A 15,718-nucleotide genomic window follows, 5' to 3' on the forward strand; every position below is an offset into this window, starting at 1 on the left:
ACGGTTCTTTCAAAGGAAGAGGTCATGCTTCGAATTCGCAAACTGGTCTTAGCAATAGCCGCGGCGTCGGCGCTGTCGTCCGGTATGGCGCATGCCCTCGGCTTGGGCGAACTGACCCTCAAGTCGGCGCAGAACCAGCCGCTGGATGCCGAAATCGAACTGCTCGATGTACGCGATCTCACCGCCGCTGAAATGGCTCCGAGCCTGGCGCCAGCCGAAGAGTTCGCCAAGGCCGGGATCGAGCGTCCAGCCTACCTCAACGACTTGACCTTCACGCCGGTGATCAATCCCAACGGCAAGAGCGTATTGCGGGTGACCTCCAGCCAGGCGCTGCCAGCGCCGATGGTCAAGTTCCTGGTTCAGGTGATGTGGCCGAGCGGGCGCCTGCTGCGCGATTACAGCGTGCTGGTCAACCAGGCTGCATTGCCGGGGGCCAAGCCTGAGTCGACGATCAGCCCGGCGGTCAGCGCACCGGCCAACTACACCACGGTGCGGCGTGACACGCTGTGGGAGATCGCCTCGAAAGCCCGTCAGGGCGGCTCGGTGCAGCAGACCATGCTGGCCATCCAGGCGTTGAACCCCGATGCCTTTATCAACGGCAATATCAACCTGCTGAAAACCGGTCAGGTCCTGCGCATGCCCGATCAGCAGCAGGTCATGAGCATTCCTCAGGGCGAGGCTGTTGCTGAGGTTGCCGCACAGTACGCCGCCTGGCGTGAAGGTCGGCGCCTGGGCCCACGTGCCCGGCAGCTGGACGCCACTCGCCGCACCGGCACCGAGGCGGCGCCGGCGCGGATTGCCAATCAGGACAACCTGCGCCTGGTAGCACCTCGCAGCAAAACGGCTGCCGGAGATGGCAAAGCCGTCAGCGATAAACTCGCTGTTGCTGAGGAACGTCTCGATACCACGCGGCGTGACAATGCCGAATTGAAAAGTCGCATGAGCGATCTGCAGAGCCAGCTGGACAAGATGGAGCGCCTGATCGCACTGAAAAGCGATCAGTTGGCCAGGCTCGAAGCCCAGGGGGCTGCCGGTCAGGAGCCTGCGCCTGAAGCAGCTCAGCAGACGGCGATTTCCGCCGAGTTGCAGCCAGCGCCAAGCGAGCCGGTCACTACTCCGGCACCTGCAGCGGTCGATACTGCACCGCTCGACAGCCCGGCACCTGCAGCCGAAGAGGCGAATGCCGGCAGTTCCAGCAAGATGCTCGACGACCTGCTCGGCAATCCTGTGTTGCTGGCGCTGATCGGTGCTTCCGCGTTGTTGGTGCTGCTTCTGTTGCTGTTGCTGCTGGCGCGCAAGCGCAAAGCCGATCAGGAAGCGGAAAAACACCTGCGCATGGCCCGGGCGCTGGCTGAAGAGGGTGAGCGCGGTCCAGACCTTGACCTGCCGCCAAGCAGCTTCGAAGGCCTGGAAGTGCCAGCGCCAAGCGTGACGCTGGCACCGGCGGTGGTGGCCGCCTCGGCTGCGGCGGCCAGTGCTGCTGAAGCGCCTGCCGTGGAAGCCAGGAAGGCTGAGGTCAAGCCGCTTGAGCAAGCGCCTGCCCAGCCGCAACCAATGGCTGCGCCGCTGGTTGCTCCGGCCGCCGATGCAGCGCCAGCGCCAAGTGGTGATGCGCTGCTCGACGAAGTGCAAGCGAGCATTGCCCGTGGTCGCCTGAACCATGCTGCTGATCTGCTGGAGCCTGCAGTGGCTGCGGCGCCGGAGCGTAGTGATCTGCGTTTGAAGTTGATGGAAGTCTATGCACGTCAGGGCGACCGTGACGCTTTTGTCGGTCATGAACGCCAGTTGATCGCTACCGGTCAGAATCATGCTGACGTCGAAGCCCTCAAGAGCCGTTTCCCGGCCATGGCGGCATTGGCTGCAGCCGGTGGCCTTGGTGCGGCAGCCCTGGCTGCCGAGCTGGACGCCCAGTACGTCCAGGCACTGTTGCAGGATGAGCCGCAGGCACAACCTGAAGTGCAACCAGAACCAGAACCAGAGCCTGCTTCGGTCGCCGAGTTGGAGCCTGAGCTGGAGTCGGCACTGGAGCCGCTGGCCGAGGATGACCTGGACAGCGCCTTCGACCTGAGTCTGGACGATGACCTGCAAGGTCTGGATCTGAACGAGCCGCTGCAGCTAGGCGAGTCTGCACCGGAAATTGAGGTAGCCGACTTTGCGCCCGAGCCTGTGTTCGAAGCGCCAGCTGCCGAGCCGGAACTTGAAGTGCCGGCCGAGCAGGCGCCTGTCACGCTCGACGACTTGTCTGATTTCGATCTCGATGTTACGGGCGATCACGCTGCCGTGCCGGCACTTGATGAACCCGTCGATATCGCTGCCGAACTGGCTGCCTTCGACGAGACCATGCCGGAATTCGACCCATTGAGCGAGCTGGAGCTGCCGGAAGATTTCGACCTGTCGCTGTCGCTGGATGACGAGTCCGATGCCGCCAAGAGCTTTGCTTCCGAGCTCGATGACGTCAACGCCGAGCTCGACAAGTTGTCGCAAAGCCTGGAACAACCCTCGATCGAGCCGCACTTCACCGCGGAAGACGCCTTGAGCGACGATCTCGGTGATGACCTGGAGTTCGACTACCTGGGCGGCGCCGATGAGGCTGCGACCAAGCTCGACCTGGCGCGCGCCTACATCGACATGGGCGACCATGACGGTGCCCGCGACATTCTCGACGAAGTGCGCAAAGAGGGTAGCGATGCCCAGAAGCAGGAAGCCGAAGAGATGCTTTCGCGTCTGGTCTGAGTCCTGCCCTTGTACGTCCGACGGCAGCCCTGGTGGCTGCCGTTGTCGTTATAATTCCCGCCATCTGCTAAATCGACAGGCTGTATCTTCTTGGAAATCATTGATAACACGGTTGCCGAATCGGCGGCCGAAGGCTTCTTCCGCATCGCCCTGGGCGTCGAATACAAAGGCTCGCGCTACCGCGGATGGCAGCGTCAGGCCGATGGCGTGCCGAGTGTCCAGCAGACGCTCGAAGAGGCATTGTCCAAAGTTGCCGATTCGCCCGTTACGCTGCTCTGTGCCGGGCGTACCGATGCCGGTGTGCATGCCTGCGGTCAGGTGGTGCATTTCGATACCCAGGTGGTGCGCAGCATGAAAGCCTGGACCATGGGCGCCAACATCAACCTGCCGCACGACATCAGCGTGGCCTGGGCCAAGGAAATGCCGGCGCATTTTCATGCCCGCTTCAAAGCCATTGCCCGGCGCTATCGCTACGTGATCTACAACGATCAGATCCGCCCGGCGCACATGGGCCAGGAAGTTACCTGGAACCACCGGCCGCTGGATGTCGAACGCATGGCCCTGGCCGCCGAGTACCTGGTCGGCACTCATGACTTCAGCGCCTTCCGTGCCGGTCAGTGCCAGGCCAAGTCGCCAATCAAGAACATCCATCACCTGCGCGTGACCCGCCACGGCAAGATGATTGTCCTGGATATCCGTGCCAGCGCCTTCCTGCACCATATGGTGCGTAACATCGCTGGGGTACTGATGACCATCGGTGCTGGCGAGCGTCCGGTGGAGTGGGCCCGGGAAGTGCTGGAGAGTCGTGAGCGGCGTACAGGTGGCGTCACCGCCCATCCGTTCGGCTTGTACCTGGTGCAGGTGGAGTACCACGACGAGTTCGCCTTGCCTGAGCGTTACATCGGCCCACACTTTCTCACCGGTTACGAGTCACTGGCGGCTGACGACCCACACGCCATTTGCTAACATCCGGGACTTTCAAGATCAGCCGAGGTTCACAGCTCATGAGCGCCGTTCGCAGCAAAATCTGTGGGATTACCCGCATTGAGGACGCGTTGGCTGCGGCGGAGGCGGGCGCTGATGCCATTGGTCTGGTGTTCTATGCCAAGAGCCCGCGGGCGGTCGATGTGCAGCAGGCACGGGCGATCATCGCCGCGTTGCCGCCATTCGTGACCACCGTGGGGCTGTTCGTCAATGCCAGCCGTTGCGAGCTGGGCGAGATCCTCGATGCGGTACCGCTGGATCTGCTGCAGTTCCACGGCGATGAAACCCCGGCCGATTGCGCCGGTCATAACAGGCCATGGATCAAGGCCTTGCGGGTACGCCCGGGGGATGATCTGGCGGCAGCGTGCAAGCTGTACAGCGATGCCAGCGGGATTCTTCTCGACACTTATGTCGCCGGCGTGCCGGGAGGTACCGGTGAAGCATTCGACTGGTCGCTGGTGCCGGAAAAACTGAGCAAGCCGATCATCCTGGCCGGTGGTCTGTCGCCGGATAACGTTGCAAGCGCCATCGCCCAGGTGCGGCCTTATGCCGTGGATGTCAGCGGCGGTGTCGAACAAGCCAAGGGCATCAAGGATGCCGCGCGGATCGAGGCCTTTATCAAGGCGGTCAAACAGGCGTGATGACGTCTGTTGTTGTGGATGTGACGGCTGGCCGCGCGCCATCGTCCATAGCTTTCGCAGCCCGTTGCTGCCGGATCGCGCCCATGGGCCGGTCGAAATTACCGGGTGACGCCACAGGCGTCGCTTTTACAGGTTGACGATGGAGCGGTATCGGGGCACCTCGCTGTACGCGGGGCGCCGGAGCCGGTCCATCATCGCGTCATACATGAATTGAGCTCAAGGGCATACGCGCGAACCTGGCAGCCAAAGCCTGCCGGTCGTCGTTACTGGAGAAAGAAAGCATGAGCAACTGGTTAGTAGACAAACTGATCCCTTCGATCATGCGTTCCGAGGTGAAGAAAAGTTCGGTACCTGAAGGGTTGTGGCACAAATGCCCGTCCTGCGAAGCCGTGCTGTATCGTCCGGAGCTGGAAAAAACCCTGGATGTCTGCCCCAAGTGCAACCACCACATGCGCATTGGCGCACGTGCGCGCATTGACATCTTCCTGGATGCCGAAGGCCGCGCCGAGCTGGGGGCCGACCTGGAACCGGTCGACCGTCTGAAGTTCCGTGATGGCAAGAAGTACAAGGACCGCCTGACCGCTGCCCAGAAGCAGACCGGCGAAAAAGACGCCCTGATTTCCATGAGCGGCACCCTGCTGGGTATGCCGGTGGTGGTCAGCGCCTTCGAATTCTCGTTCATGGGCGGCTCGATGGGTGCCATCGTCGGCGAGCGCTTCGTTCGCGCCGCCAACTACGCCCTGGAAAACCGCTGCCCGATGGTCTGCTTCTCGGCTTCCGGCGGTGCCCGCATGCAGGAAGCGCTGATCTCGCTGATGCAGATGGCCAAGACCTCGGCGGTACTGGCGCGTCTGCGCGAAGAAGGCATTCCGTTCATCTCGGTGCTGACCGACCCGGTCTACGGCGGTGTCTCCGCGAGCCTGGCAATGCTTGGCGACGTAATCGTCGGTGAGCCAAAGGCTCTGATCGGCTTCGCAGGTCCTCGGGTGATCGAGCAAACCGTGCGCGAGAAGCTGCCGGAAGGCTTCCAGCGCAGCGAGTTCCTCCTGGAGCACGGTGCCATCGACATGATCATCCCGCGTCAGGAACTGCGTCATCGCCTGGGCAACCTGCTGGCACAGATGATGGGCCTGCCGACGCCGAAGTTCGTCGAGCCGGTCGTTGAGCCGATCGTCGTACCGCCGGCGCCTGCCACCGTATGACCCAACGTACCCTTGGCGACTGGCTCGCCTATCTCGAGCAGTTGCACCCCTCGGCCATCGACATGGGCCTGGCGCGTTCGCAACAGGTTGCGGCCAGGCTCGGGCTGGACAAGCCGGCGCCACGGGTAATTACCGTGACCGGTACCAATGGCAAGGGCTCGACCTGTGCCTTCGTGGCCGCCCTGTTGCGTGCCCAGGGGCTCAAGGTCGGGGTCTACAGTTCGCCGCACCTGCTGCGTTACAACGAGCGTGTGCAGATTGACGGCAAAGAAGCCGCCGATCAGCAACTGTGCGAGGCGTTTGCCGCCGTTGAAGCCGCTCGCGGTGAAACTTCCCTGACCTATTTCGAAGCCGGTACCCTGGCGGCGTTCTGGCTGTTCAAGCAGTCGGCGCTGGATGCCGTGGTGCTTGAAGTCGGTCTGGGTGGGCGCCTGGATACGGTCAATATTGTCGATGCCGATATGGCGCTGGTCACCAGCATCGGTGTTGATCATGCCGATTACCTGGGCGATACCCGTGAGTCGGTGGCTTTCGAAAAGGCCGGTATCTTCCGTCAGGGCAAGCCTGCGCTGTGCGGTGACCTGAATCCGCCGCAACCGCTGCTGGACAAGGCCCGTGAGCTGGGTTGCCCGTTCTTCCTGCGCGGTCGTGATTTCGATCTGGCCAGCACCGATCGGTACTGGCAGTGGCGGGGCGTGGATAGCCGCGGCCAGCAGGTCGAACTGCACAACCTGCCGCTGCTCGATCTGCCAATGGAAAACGCCGCATTGGCGCTGCAGGCTTATTTGCTGATGGATCTGCCTTGGGATACCGGGCAGATTGCCACGATCCTGCAGTCCACGCGGATGGTCGGTCGCCTGGATCGTCGGGCGTTTCGCTGGCAAGGCAAGGCGTTGACTATCCTCATGGATGTCGGCCATAACCCGCACGCTGCCGAGTACCTGGCTCAGCGCCTGGCGGCACGGCCGGTAGCGGGCAAGCGCCTGGCGGTGTTCGGCCTGTTGGCCGACAAGGATCTGGCCGGGGTGGTGCAGCCGTTGCTGGGTGCGGTTCAGGATTGGGCGGTTGCGCCCCTGGATACTGCGCGCAGCCGTCCTGCAAGCGAGCTTGAAGCGGCGCTGGCGAACCTCGGTGCTGATGTGAAGTCTTATTCCAGCGTGGCAGCAGCCCTTGACGGGCAGTGCGCGCTGGCAACGGCGGATGATGAAATCCTGCTGTTCGGATCGTTTTTCTGTGTCGGCGAAGCCTTGCAGTGGCTGGATCGGCAGGCCACGGAGGATGGGGCAAATGGCATTGCTGGATAAAGTGGTCAAACAACGGATGGTAGGTGCGCTGGTGCTGGTGGCACTGGCAGTGATCTTCCTGCCGATGCTGTTTTCCCGGGAAGACGAGATGCGTCAAGTACGCGTCGAGGCGCCTGAGGCCCCTGCAGCGCCGAGCATGCCGCAGGTGCAGGTCGAACCTGTGCCGGTGCCTGAACCTCAGGTATTGCCAGAAGAAAACCCGGTAATCGTCGACGAGTCCACCGCGCCAGTCCAGGCGCCAAGTACGCCGATTGCTCCCGCGCCCGTTGCGGTGCCAGTACCTGTTCCGGCTCCAGCGCCGGCACCCACCGTTGCCGCCAAGCCTGCAACTCCGCCGCCAGCGGCCAAGCCGCAAACCCAGCCAGCGCCTGCCGTCGCCAGCGCGACCAAGCCAGCGGCAGGCAAGATCGACGCCAATGGCCTGCCGGTCAGCTGGTCGGTGCAATTGGCCAGCCTGTCCAATCGGGCCGGTGCCGAGAACCTGCAGAAAACCCTGCGCAGCCAGGGCTACAACGCCTATATCCGCTCGGCCGGCGGCATGAACCGGGTGTATGTCGGGCCGTTGATCGAGCGCGCCGAGGCCGAACGCCTGCGTGATGTGATCAGCCGCCAGCAGAAGCTCAACGGTATCGTCGTACGCTTCCAGCCTGAGCGCAGCTGATTGATCGTCGCCCGGCCAGCGCCGGGCGGTAAATCACTGCTTACCGACAGCCCGCTGCTCTGGTAAAATGCGCCGCCTTATCCGTTTGCAGGCAACACTGTGGCATTTACCTGGGTCGACTGGGCGATTTTCGCGATCATCGCCATTTCTTCGCTGATCAGTCTCAAGCGCGGCTTTGTCAAAGAAGCCTTGTCGCTGCTTACCTGGATCATTGCCGGCGCTGTGGCCTGGATGTTCGGTGGCTCGCTGTCGCAGTACCTGGAGTCTTACATCCAGACGCCTTCGGCCCGGGTCATTGCCGGATGTGCCATTCTTTTCGTCGCCACCCTGCTGGTGGGGGCCATGATCAATTTTCTCATTGGCGAGCTGATTCGCGTCACCGGGCTTTCCGGGACCGACCGCTTCCTGGGTATGGCCTTCGGTGCCGCCCGTGGAGCCTTGCTGGTGGTGGTGGCTGTCGGGCTGTTGAGCCTGGGGCCGGTACAACAGGATCAGTGGTGGCAGGAATCTCGCCTGATACCACAATTTCTATTGGTGGCTGACTGGTCGAAAAACCTCATTCTGGGGTTCACCAGCCAGTGGCTAGCCAGCGGGATCAGCGCACCGGCTGATCTCCCGTTCAAGGATCAGCTTCTGGGGCCCAAAACGCCTTGAGAGCTGCTCAGTCCAGTTTCATTAAGTAGGGGTTGCGTCGCATGTGTGGCATCGTCGGTATCGTCGGTAAGTCGAACGTCAATCAGGCGCTGTATGACGCGCTAACCGTCCTCCAGCACCGCGGCCAGGACGCTGCCGGTATTGTGACCAGCCATGATGGCCGGTTATTCCTGCGCAAGGACAACGGTCTGGTCCGTGACGTGTTCCAGCAGCGCCATATGCAGCGCCTGGTCGGACACATGGGGATCGGCCATGTGCGTTACCCGACTGCGGGCAGCTCGACCTCGGCCGAGGCTCAGCCGTTCTACGTCAACTCGCCATACGGCATCACCCTGGCGCACAACGGCAACCTGACCAACGTTGAACAGTTGGCCAAGGAGATCTACGAGTCCGACCTGCGCCACGTCAACACCAGTTCCGACTCTGAAGTCCTGCTCAACGTCTTCGCCCACGAGCTGGCGGTGCGCGGCAAGCTGCAGCCGACCGAAGAAGACGTGTTCGCTGCGGTCACTGACGTGCACAACCGCTGTGTAGGCGGTTATGCGGTGGTGGCGATGATCACCGGCTACGGCATCGTTGGTTTCCGCGACCCTAACGGCATTCGTCCGATCGTCTTCGGCCAGCGTCATACCGACGAAGGCGTGGAGTACATGATCGCCTCCGAAAGCGTTTCCCTCGACGTCCTCGGCTTCACCCTGATCCGCGACCTGGCGCCGGGAGAAGCGGTGTACATCACCGAAGAAGGCAAGCTGCACACCCGTCAGTGCGCGACCAATCCGCAGCTGTCGCCGTGCATCTTCGAACACGTCTACCTGGCGCGCCCTGACTCGATCATCGACGGTGTCTCGGTCTACAAGGCGCGTCTGCGCATGGGCGAGAAGCTGGCCGAGAAGATCCTGCGCGAGCGTCCGGATCACGATATCGACGTGGTCATCCCGATTCCTGACACCAGCCGTACTGCCGCGCTGGAACTGGCCAACCACTTGGGCGTCAAGTTCCGTGAAGGCTTCGTCAAGAACCGCTACATCGGCCGTACCTTCATCATGCCCGGCCAGGCCGCGCGCAAGAAGTCGGTGCGCCAGAAGCTCAACGCCATCGAGCTGGAATTCCGTGGCAAGAACGTGATGCTGGTGGATGACTCCATCGTGCGTGGCACCACCTGCAAGCAGATCATCCAGATGGCCCGCGAAGCCGGGGCGAAGAACGTCTACTTCTGCTCGGCAGCGCCGGCTGTGCGTTACCCTAACGTCTACGGCATCGATATGCCGAGCGCTCATGAACTGATCGCCCACAACCGCAGCACTGAAGATGTCGCCGAGCTGATCGGTGCCGACTGGCTGGTCTACCAGGATCTGCCGGACCTGATCGAAGCGGTTGGCGGTGGCAAGATCAAGATCGAGCATTTCGACTGCGCGGTGTTCGACGGCAAGTACGTGACCGGCGACATCGACGAGGCCTACCTGGACAAGATCGAGCAGGCGCGCAACGACGCCTCCAAGGTCAAGAACCAGGCGGTCAGCGCGATCATCGACCTCTACAACAACTGAGTTAGGAGCAGCGGCATGACACAGGAATGGGATGCCGGGCGCCTGGACAGCGACCTCGAAGGGGTCGCTTTTGACACGCTGGCGGTACGCGCCGGCCAGCATCGCACGCCGGAAGGTGAGCACAGCGATCCGCTGTTCTTCACCTCCAGCTACGTGTTCCGGACAGCGGCCGACGCCGCTGCACGGTTCGCCGGCGAGGTTCCAGGCAACGTCTATTCACGCTACACCAACCCGACCGTACGCGCGTTCGAAGAGCGCATTGCCGCCCTGGAAGGCGCTGAGCAGGCGGTGGCTACTTCCACCGGCATGTCGGCGATCCTCTCCACGGTAATGGCCCTGTGCAGCGCTGGTGACCACGTGCTGGTCTCCCAGAGCGTATTCGGTTCGACCATCAGCCTGTTCGAAAAGTACTTCAAGCGTTTCGGTGTGCAGGTCGACTACGTACCGCTGGTGGATCTCGCTGGCTGGGACGCGGCAATCAAGGCCAACACCAAGCTGCTGTTCGTCGAGTCGCCGTCCAACCCGTTGGCCGAGCTGGTGGATATCGCCGCACTGGCCGAGATTGCTCACGCCAAGGGCGCGCAGCTGGTGGTCGACAACTGTTTCAGTACGCCAGCCTTGCAGCAGCCGCTGAAGCTGGGCGCTGACATCGTCGTGCATTCGGCGACCAAGTTCATCGACGGCCAGGGTCGTTGCATGGGCGGTGTGGTTGCCGGGCGCAGCGAGCAGATGAAGGAAGTGGTGGGCTTTCTGCGCACCGCGGGGCCGTCGCTGAGCCCGTTCAACGCCTGGATCTTCCTCAAGGGCCTGGAAACCCTCAACCTGCGTATGCGTGCCCACTGTGCTAACGCGCAAGCCCTGGCCGAGTGGCTGGAGCAGCAGGACGGCATTGAAAAGGTCCACTACGCCGGGCTGCAGAGCCATCCACAGCACGAGCTGGCCAAGCAGCAGATGAGCGGCTTCGGTGCCGTGGTGAGTTTTGAGGTCAAGGGTGGCAAAGAGGGCGCCTGGCGCTTCATCGATGCCACGCGGCTGATCTCGATCACCGCCAACCTGGGCGACAGTAAGACCACCATCACCCATCCGGGCACCACGTCCCACGGCCGTCTGTCGCCGCAGGAACGTGAAGCCGCAGGCATTCGCGACAGCCTGATCCGGGGGGCCGTGGGCCTGGAAGATGTGACTGACCTCAAGGCCGACCTGGCCCGCGGTCTGGCGGCGCTGTGATCGACTGGTCGGTGAGCGACAGCAGCCATAACGGCCGCGTCGCGCTGGTGACCGGTGCGGCACGAGGGATCGGCCTGGGCATCGCTGCCTGGCTGATCGCCGAGGGCTGGCAGGTGGTGCTTACTGACCTCGATCGGGTGCGCGGCGCCAAGGCGGCCAAGGTGCTGGGAGACAATGCCTGGTTCATCGGCATGGATGTAGCCGATGAAACCCAGGTCAAGACCGGGGTGGCCGAGGTGCTTGGCCAGTTTGGTCGTCTCGACGCGCTGGTGTGCAATGCGGCCATAGCCGATCCGCACAACACCACCCTGGAAACCCTCAGCCTGGCTTACTGGAATCGCGTGCTGGCGGTCAACCTGGGTGGGCCGATGCTGCTGGCCAAGCACTGTGCGCCTTATCTGCGCGCTCACGGCGGGGCCATCGTCAACCTGGCGTCGACCCGCGCCGCTCAATCCGAACCCGATACAGAGGCCTATGCGGCCAGCAAGGGCGGCCTGTTGGCGCTCACCCATGCGCTGGCCGTGAGTCTGGGGCCGGAGATCCGCGTCAATGCCGTGAGTCCTGGCTGGATCGACGCACGGGACCCGTCCCAGCGCCGCGCCGAGCCGCTGAGCGAAACCGATCATGCCCAGCATCCGGCGGGCAGGGTAGGGACGGTAGAAGACGTGGCCGCCATGGTTGCCTGGCTGCTGTCGCGCAATGCCGGCTTCGTCACTGGCCAGGAGTTCGTGGTCGACGGTGGCATGACCAAGAAGATGATCTACACGTAACACTGCTTTTTGCCCTTTTTGAAAAAAACTTCAATGGGGGTATTGACTTAGGTTCGATACCTGCGTAAATTTCGCCACCTCAGCGAAGCACACGGGTGATTAGCTCAGCCGGGAGAGCATCTGCCTTACAAGCAGAGGGTCGGCGGTTCGATCCCGTCATCACCCACCACTTCTCAGTGTATCGCGCAGCGGTAGTTCAGTCGGTTAGAATACCGGCCTGTCACGCCGGGGGTCGCGGGTTCGAGTCCCGTCCGCTGCGCCAATTTTCTCCAGATCGGTTTAACGACCGGTTTGAGGTCGGAAGGCACCAAAGCCTTCAGGCCAGATCCCAGTTTCAAGCAGGTGAAAGCCTGTGCGATACGCAGCGGTAGTTCAGTCGGTTAGAATACCGGCCTGTCACGCCGGGGGTCGCGGGTTCGAGTCCCGTCCGCTGCGCCATATTGAAGTCTCAAAGAAAGCGACCCAAGGGTCGCTTTTTTTGTGCCTGTCGTTTGCTCCCGCTATTGCAATTATGTTGAATGGCGGTGGGAGCGGGCTTGCTGTGGGAGCGGGCTTGCCCCGCGATGCGATGTGACTGACAGCCCGCAATCGCGGGGCAAGCCCGCTCCCACCGATGAATTTGCGGTTTCAGTGATCCGCCGATGTGTTGCACAATAGGCACCGATCGTTTTACTCAGGATTTGCAATGTCAAAGTCAACCGTCTTCAGTGCGCTCGGGCTGGCCCTGGTGCTGGCGGGTGTTTCCGGCTGTTCTTCGAAGAAAGCTGCCATCTACGAACACGAGAATTTCGACGACTCGGGTACCTATTCGCGCAGCTTCCCGGTCAGCGAAGCCAGTACCTGTGAAGCGGCCCGGCGTGCCTTGCTCAGCCAGGGTTACATCATCACCAGCAGTGATGCCGGACAGGTCAATGGCAACAAAAGCTTTCAGCAGACCGGCGATTCGCACCTGCAGATCAGCTTCAACGTGGTCTGTGCCCGCGACAGCGGCGACGAGCAGCGCTCGACCATGTTTGCCAACGCCTTGCAGGACCGTTACGCGCTGAAAAAATCCAATACCTCGGCCAGCGTCGGTGTGGGCGTGTTGGGTTCGCTGTCGATGCCGATTGGCTCCACCGACGATTCGATGGTCAAGGTGGCCAGCGAGACGGTGACCTCGGCCAAGTTCTACGAGCGTTACTTCGCCCTGGTCGAAAGCTTCCTGCCCAAGGAGCAAAAGAAAAAGGCTTCGCTGAAAAAGCCGGAAGCGACGCCTGCGCCAGCGTTGGGGATTCCCGAAAGTACTCCGGTGTCGGCACCTGCTGCCCTGGCTCCGGCCGAAGCAGCTGCGCCTGCGCCAGCACCTGCGGCGATTGAGCCGGCTCCGGCGCCAGCCCAGCAGGTACCGGTTGTCGAAGCCGCATCGGCGCCTGTGGTCGACGACAGCAAGGGTTCCAAGCCAGTGCCGCCACCGGCCGAGGCGGCGCCGATCAATGCCGAGCAGCCTGCGCCTGCAGCCGCTGAACCGGTATCGAGCGTGGCACCGGCAGCACCTGTCAGCGGCCCTGAGCAGGCGCCGCAGTAAGGGCGGATAATTTTTCCAACTGCTGCTACGTTGTTTTGATAAGCGTCATTGTCATTTTTCTTTCATCGCGGCACTTTAGGCTCGATGACGAATCAATGAAATGAATGAGAAACGACGGAGCAGACGATGGACGACTATCAAGAAGAACTACTCGAATACCGCGCCTTTGAGCTCGATCCACCAGAGCCTGCCGAAGACGCCACCGAGCTGTAGTTTCAGCCGGTACGCCGCTGGCTGCGGCGAAACTCGCCCGGGGTCATGCTGTTCCAGCGCTTGAACGCGCGCTGAAAGGCCTCGGCCGAAGCAAACCCGAGCAGATAGGCGATCTCGCCAAAGGCCAGTTCCGTATCACGGATATAGGCCATGGCCAGGTCGCGGCGGGTATCGTTGAGGATGGCGCGAAACTGCGTGCCTTCCTCGGCCAGCTTGCGCCGCAAGGTCCAGGTCGGCAGTTGCAGGTGCCGCGCCACTTCCTCCAGATCCGGTTCCCGGCCGCCATTGAGCAGCGGTCCGAGCAAATGGGCGATGCGTTCGCCCAGGCTGCGGATTCGCGTGCGTTGTTCAAGTTCCGCCTCACATAACTTCAACAGATGCTGCCAGGTACTGGGGCAGTGCGCCGGGTTGCGCAGGGCAAGGCTTGCCTGGCTCAGGCGTAACTGGTTGGTCTGCGCGCCAAACTGCACCGGGGTGCTGCACAGCGCCTGGTAGTGGGCGGCATAGGCGGGGGCCTCGAACTCGATCTCCATCCGTTCCGCCATCAGCTTCACGCCGGCCAGGCTCGACAACTGCGCGAGCCAGCCGGACAGCAGCGAATCGACCACGAAACGGTTGTAGGCGTTATAGGGGCTGATCGAGTAGAAGCGCAGCCAGGCGCCGCCGCTGTCGGCGTGGAAGTTCGAATGGCCACGGTAGTTGGCGGCGTACAACGGCTCGAAGCGCAGCAAGGTGCGCGCTGCTTCGCCGACAGTGGGCGCCTGGGCCGCAGTGACGCCGGCCAGGCCTGCCTGGCTGAGGCGGCTGATGCAACCCATGTGCAGACCCAGGGCCGGGTCAGCGGTCAGTTCGATGGCGGCATGGCCCAGGTGCATGTAACGCGGGATGGACAAGCGCGCACCCGCTTCGGCCAGGCGTGCAGCGTCCAGGCCGTAGCGCTCCAGCAGCGCTGTAGGCTCGATCCCGCGTTGCTGCAGGATTTCACTCAGGGGCTGGATAAAACCGACTGAGAGATCACCCAGACGCATCCGCGGACGGTTCATGGCTGACCTACAGCCACAGGTTCAGCAGACGCGCACCTGAAGTGCGGTTGCCGTTCAGGTTGAGGCCGGCGCGGTTGGCAAAGCCCTGGCCATCGGCGACCACATCCCAGAAACGCCCGCGCAGGAATACGCTCATGCTGCTCATGCCGCCGGGGTTGGCCTTCAGGGTCAGTTGTTGCCAAGCCTGGGCTTCACTGACTTCGCCGGGCTTGAACGGCAATGAAGCCGCCAGCGGTTGATGGCGGTTGCCACGCCAGGGTGCATTCCAGCTGTCTTTACCACCTAGAAACGCCGGGTTGGCGATGAACTGCGCCGACTGGTTAGCCAGTTGTTGCTGATTGCTCGGGTACCAGCTGTCGCTGCCGATCAGCACGCCCAGGCGTCCGGCCGGGGTCTGCAGGACTTGCGGCGGCTGGTCGATGCCGCTGTCGATGTAGCGGCGTACTTCACTGTCCGGGTGTTGCTGGCGTTGGGGCTGGCCGAGCACCGAGCCGTCGCCGGTAAACACCAGGCTGCTGTTGTACAGGGCGCCGGAGCCGACTTTCAGGGTGCCACGCTCGACATAGGGCGAGGGCAGGACAATCGAGCCCGCCACCAGGGTCACGCCGAATTCCCTGGCCAGGCCGCCGAACAGTTGCTGGTAGTCGCTGGCCATCTGCTGCGCCTTCATGCGCAGGTGGGCATCGGTGCGACGGTCATCACCTTCGGCACCGAGCATGGCCAGACCGTAGCTGATCGGGTTGCTCAGCTCCAGCCATTGCCAGGCTTCGCGGCGCTGGGTGACCTGGTACAGCTCGTTTTTTTCGCCCCGGGCCCACAGCCAGGTACCGATATGCTCAGGCAGGATGACAATGGTCCGGGCATTGATCAGGCCCAGGTTGCGCGCCTGCTGCAGATAGGCGGCCAGCTTGCGGTGCAGGCGTTGCAGGTTCTGGTAGTCACTGGGATACAGCTGCGGCTCGACCCCCAGCAGGTTGCCATGGTCGGCGGGAACGCCTTCGTTCAGCGCCAGTTCGACGCGCAAGTCCGACAGGTAATGCCCGCTCGGTCGTTGCTCGGTCCAGAATCCGTAGCCGCAGAGGGCGGCAATGACAACCAGCGCCAGGGCGCTCAACAGAAGTTTTCGCATGAAACAGCACAGCGCCAGCAAGGGAGTCAGCGCTAAGGGTAGACCT

The 15,718-nt window shown here is 62.5% G+C and carries 13 protein-coding genes and 3 tRNA genes; 14 read left to right on the top strand and 2 right to left on the bottom strand.

What is annotated here, in order from left to right; genetic code table 11:
- Positions 1-24 precede the first annotated feature (24 nt).
- The 14 genes from PSAKL28_RS07815 (at position 25) to PSAKL28_RS07880 (ending at position 13,287) form a co-directional block, all read left to right on the top strand.
- The gene (locus PSAKL28_RS07815; protein ID WP_038608676.1) at positions 25-2,733 is read left to right on the top strand and encodes a FimV/HubP family polar landmark protein; all 2,709 of its coding nucleotides are present in this window, start codon (positions 25-27) and stop codon (positions 2,731-2,733) included.
- 90 nt (positions 2,734-2,823) lie between these two features.
- Positions 2,824-3,699: a tRNA pseudouridine(38-40) synthase TruA gene (gene truA / locus PSAKL28_RS07820; RefSeq protein WP_096335663.1), complete on the top strand. Its 876-nt coding sequence runs from the start codon at positions 2,824-2,826 to the stop codon at positions 3,697-3,699.
- 38 nt (positions 3,700-3,737) lie between these two features.
- The gene (locus PSAKL28_RS07825) at positions 3,738-4,358 is read left to right on the top strand and encodes a phosphoribosylanthranilate isomerase (protein WP_038608677.1); all 621 of its coding nucleotides are present in this window, start codon (positions 3,738-3,740) and stop codon (positions 4,356-4,358) included.
- 281 nt (positions 4,359-4,639) lie between these two features.
- Entirely contained in the window at positions 4,640-5,560 is a 921-nt protein-coding gene (accD, locus tag PSAKL28_RS07830; protein ID WP_038608679.1) for an acetyl-CoA carboxylase, carboxyltransferase subunit beta, read from the top strand.
- Positions 5,557-6,864 (top strand): bifunctional tetrahydrofolate synthase/dihydrofolate synthase, encoded by a 1,308-nt coding sequence (gene folC / locus PSAKL28_RS07835; protein ID WP_038608683.1) that lies wholly within the window; start codon positions 5,557-5,559, stop codon positions 6,862-6,864. Before accD ends, folC begins: the two co-directional genes overlap by 4 nt.
- On the top strand, positions 6,848-7,525 hold the full coding sequence (locus tag PSAKL28_RS07840; RefSeq protein WP_038608686.1) for an SPOR domain-containing protein: 678 nt from the start codon (positions 6,848-6,850) through the stop codon (positions 7,523-7,525). The genes folC and PSAKL28_RS07840 overlap by 17 nt, the downstream gene beginning before the upstream one ends.
- 99 nt (positions 7,526-7,624) lie before the next feature.
- Positions 7,625-8,179, top strand: coding sequence for a CvpA family protein (locus tag PSAKL28_RS07845; protein ID WP_038608687.1), 555 nt, complete (start codon positions 7,625-7,627; stop codon positions 8,177-8,179).
- 41 nt (positions 8,180-8,220) lie between these two features.
- Positions 8,221-9,726 carry an amidophosphoribosyltransferase gene (gene purF, locus PSAKL28_RS07850; RefSeq protein ID WP_038608689.1) on the top strand — a complete coding sequence of 502 codons (1,506 nt, stop codon included), beginning with the start codon at positions 8,221-8,223 and terminating at the stop codon, positions 9,724-9,726.
- A 15-nt stretch (positions 9,727-9,741) separates the two neighbouring features.
- Entirely contained in the window at positions 9,742-10,953 is a 1,212-nt protein-coding gene (locus tag PSAKL28_RS07855) for an O-succinylhomoserine sulfhydrylase (RefSeq protein ID WP_038608692.1), read from the top strand.
- An 11-nt stretch (positions 10,954-10,964) separates the two neighbouring features.
- Positions 10,965-11,723, top strand: a complete 759-nt coding sequence (locus tag PSAKL28_RS07860; RefSeq protein ID WP_167335142.1) for an SDR family oxidoreductase — start codon at positions 10,965-10,967, stop codon at positions 11,721-11,723.
- Between the two features lie 93 nt (positions 11,724-11,816).
- A tRNA-Val gene (locus PSAKL28_RS07865) sits at positions 11,817-11,892 on the top strand.
- 16 nt (positions 11,893-11,908) lie between these two features.
- A tRNA-Asp gene (locus PSAKL28_RS07870) sits at positions 11,909-11,985 on the top strand.
- A 99-nt stretch (positions 11,986-12,084) separates the two neighbouring features.
- Positions 12,085-12,161 (top strand) — tRNA-Asp (locus tag PSAKL28_RS07875).
- A 247-nt stretch (positions 12,162-12,408) separates the two neighbouring features.
- On the top strand, positions 12,409-13,287 hold the full coding sequence (locus PSAKL28_RS07880) for a DUF2242 domain-containing protein (RefSeq protein ID WP_038608698.1): 879 nt from the start codon (positions 12,409-12,411) through the stop codon (positions 13,285-13,287).
- 215 nt (positions 13,288-13,502) lie between these two features.
- On the opposite strand, the gene PSAKL28_RS07885 is transcribed toward PSAKL28_RS07880, so the two are convergent.
- Both PSAKL28_RS07885 and PSAKL28_RS07890 read right to left on the bottom strand, forming a co-directional pair.
- Entirely contained in the window at positions 13,503-14,543 is a 1,041-nt protein-coding gene (locus PSAKL28_RS07885) for an AraC family transcriptional regulator (protein WP_038608701.1), read from the bottom strand.
- 7 nt (positions 14,544-14,550) lie between these two features.
- The gene (locus PSAKL28_RS07890; protein WP_038608704.1) at positions 14,551-15,672 is read right to left on the bottom strand and encodes a carbon-nitrogen hydrolase family protein; all 1,122 of its coding nucleotides are present in this window, start codon (positions 15,670-15,672) and stop codon (positions 14,551-14,553) included.
- Positions 15,673-15,718 lie beyond the last annotated feature (46 nt).

Origin of the sequence: Pseudomonas alkylphenolica, assembly GCF_000746525.1 — a bacterium.
Lineage (GTDB): Bacteria > Pseudomonadota > Gammaproteobacteria > Pseudomonadales > Pseudomonadaceae > Aquipseudomonas > Aquipseudomonas alkylphenolica.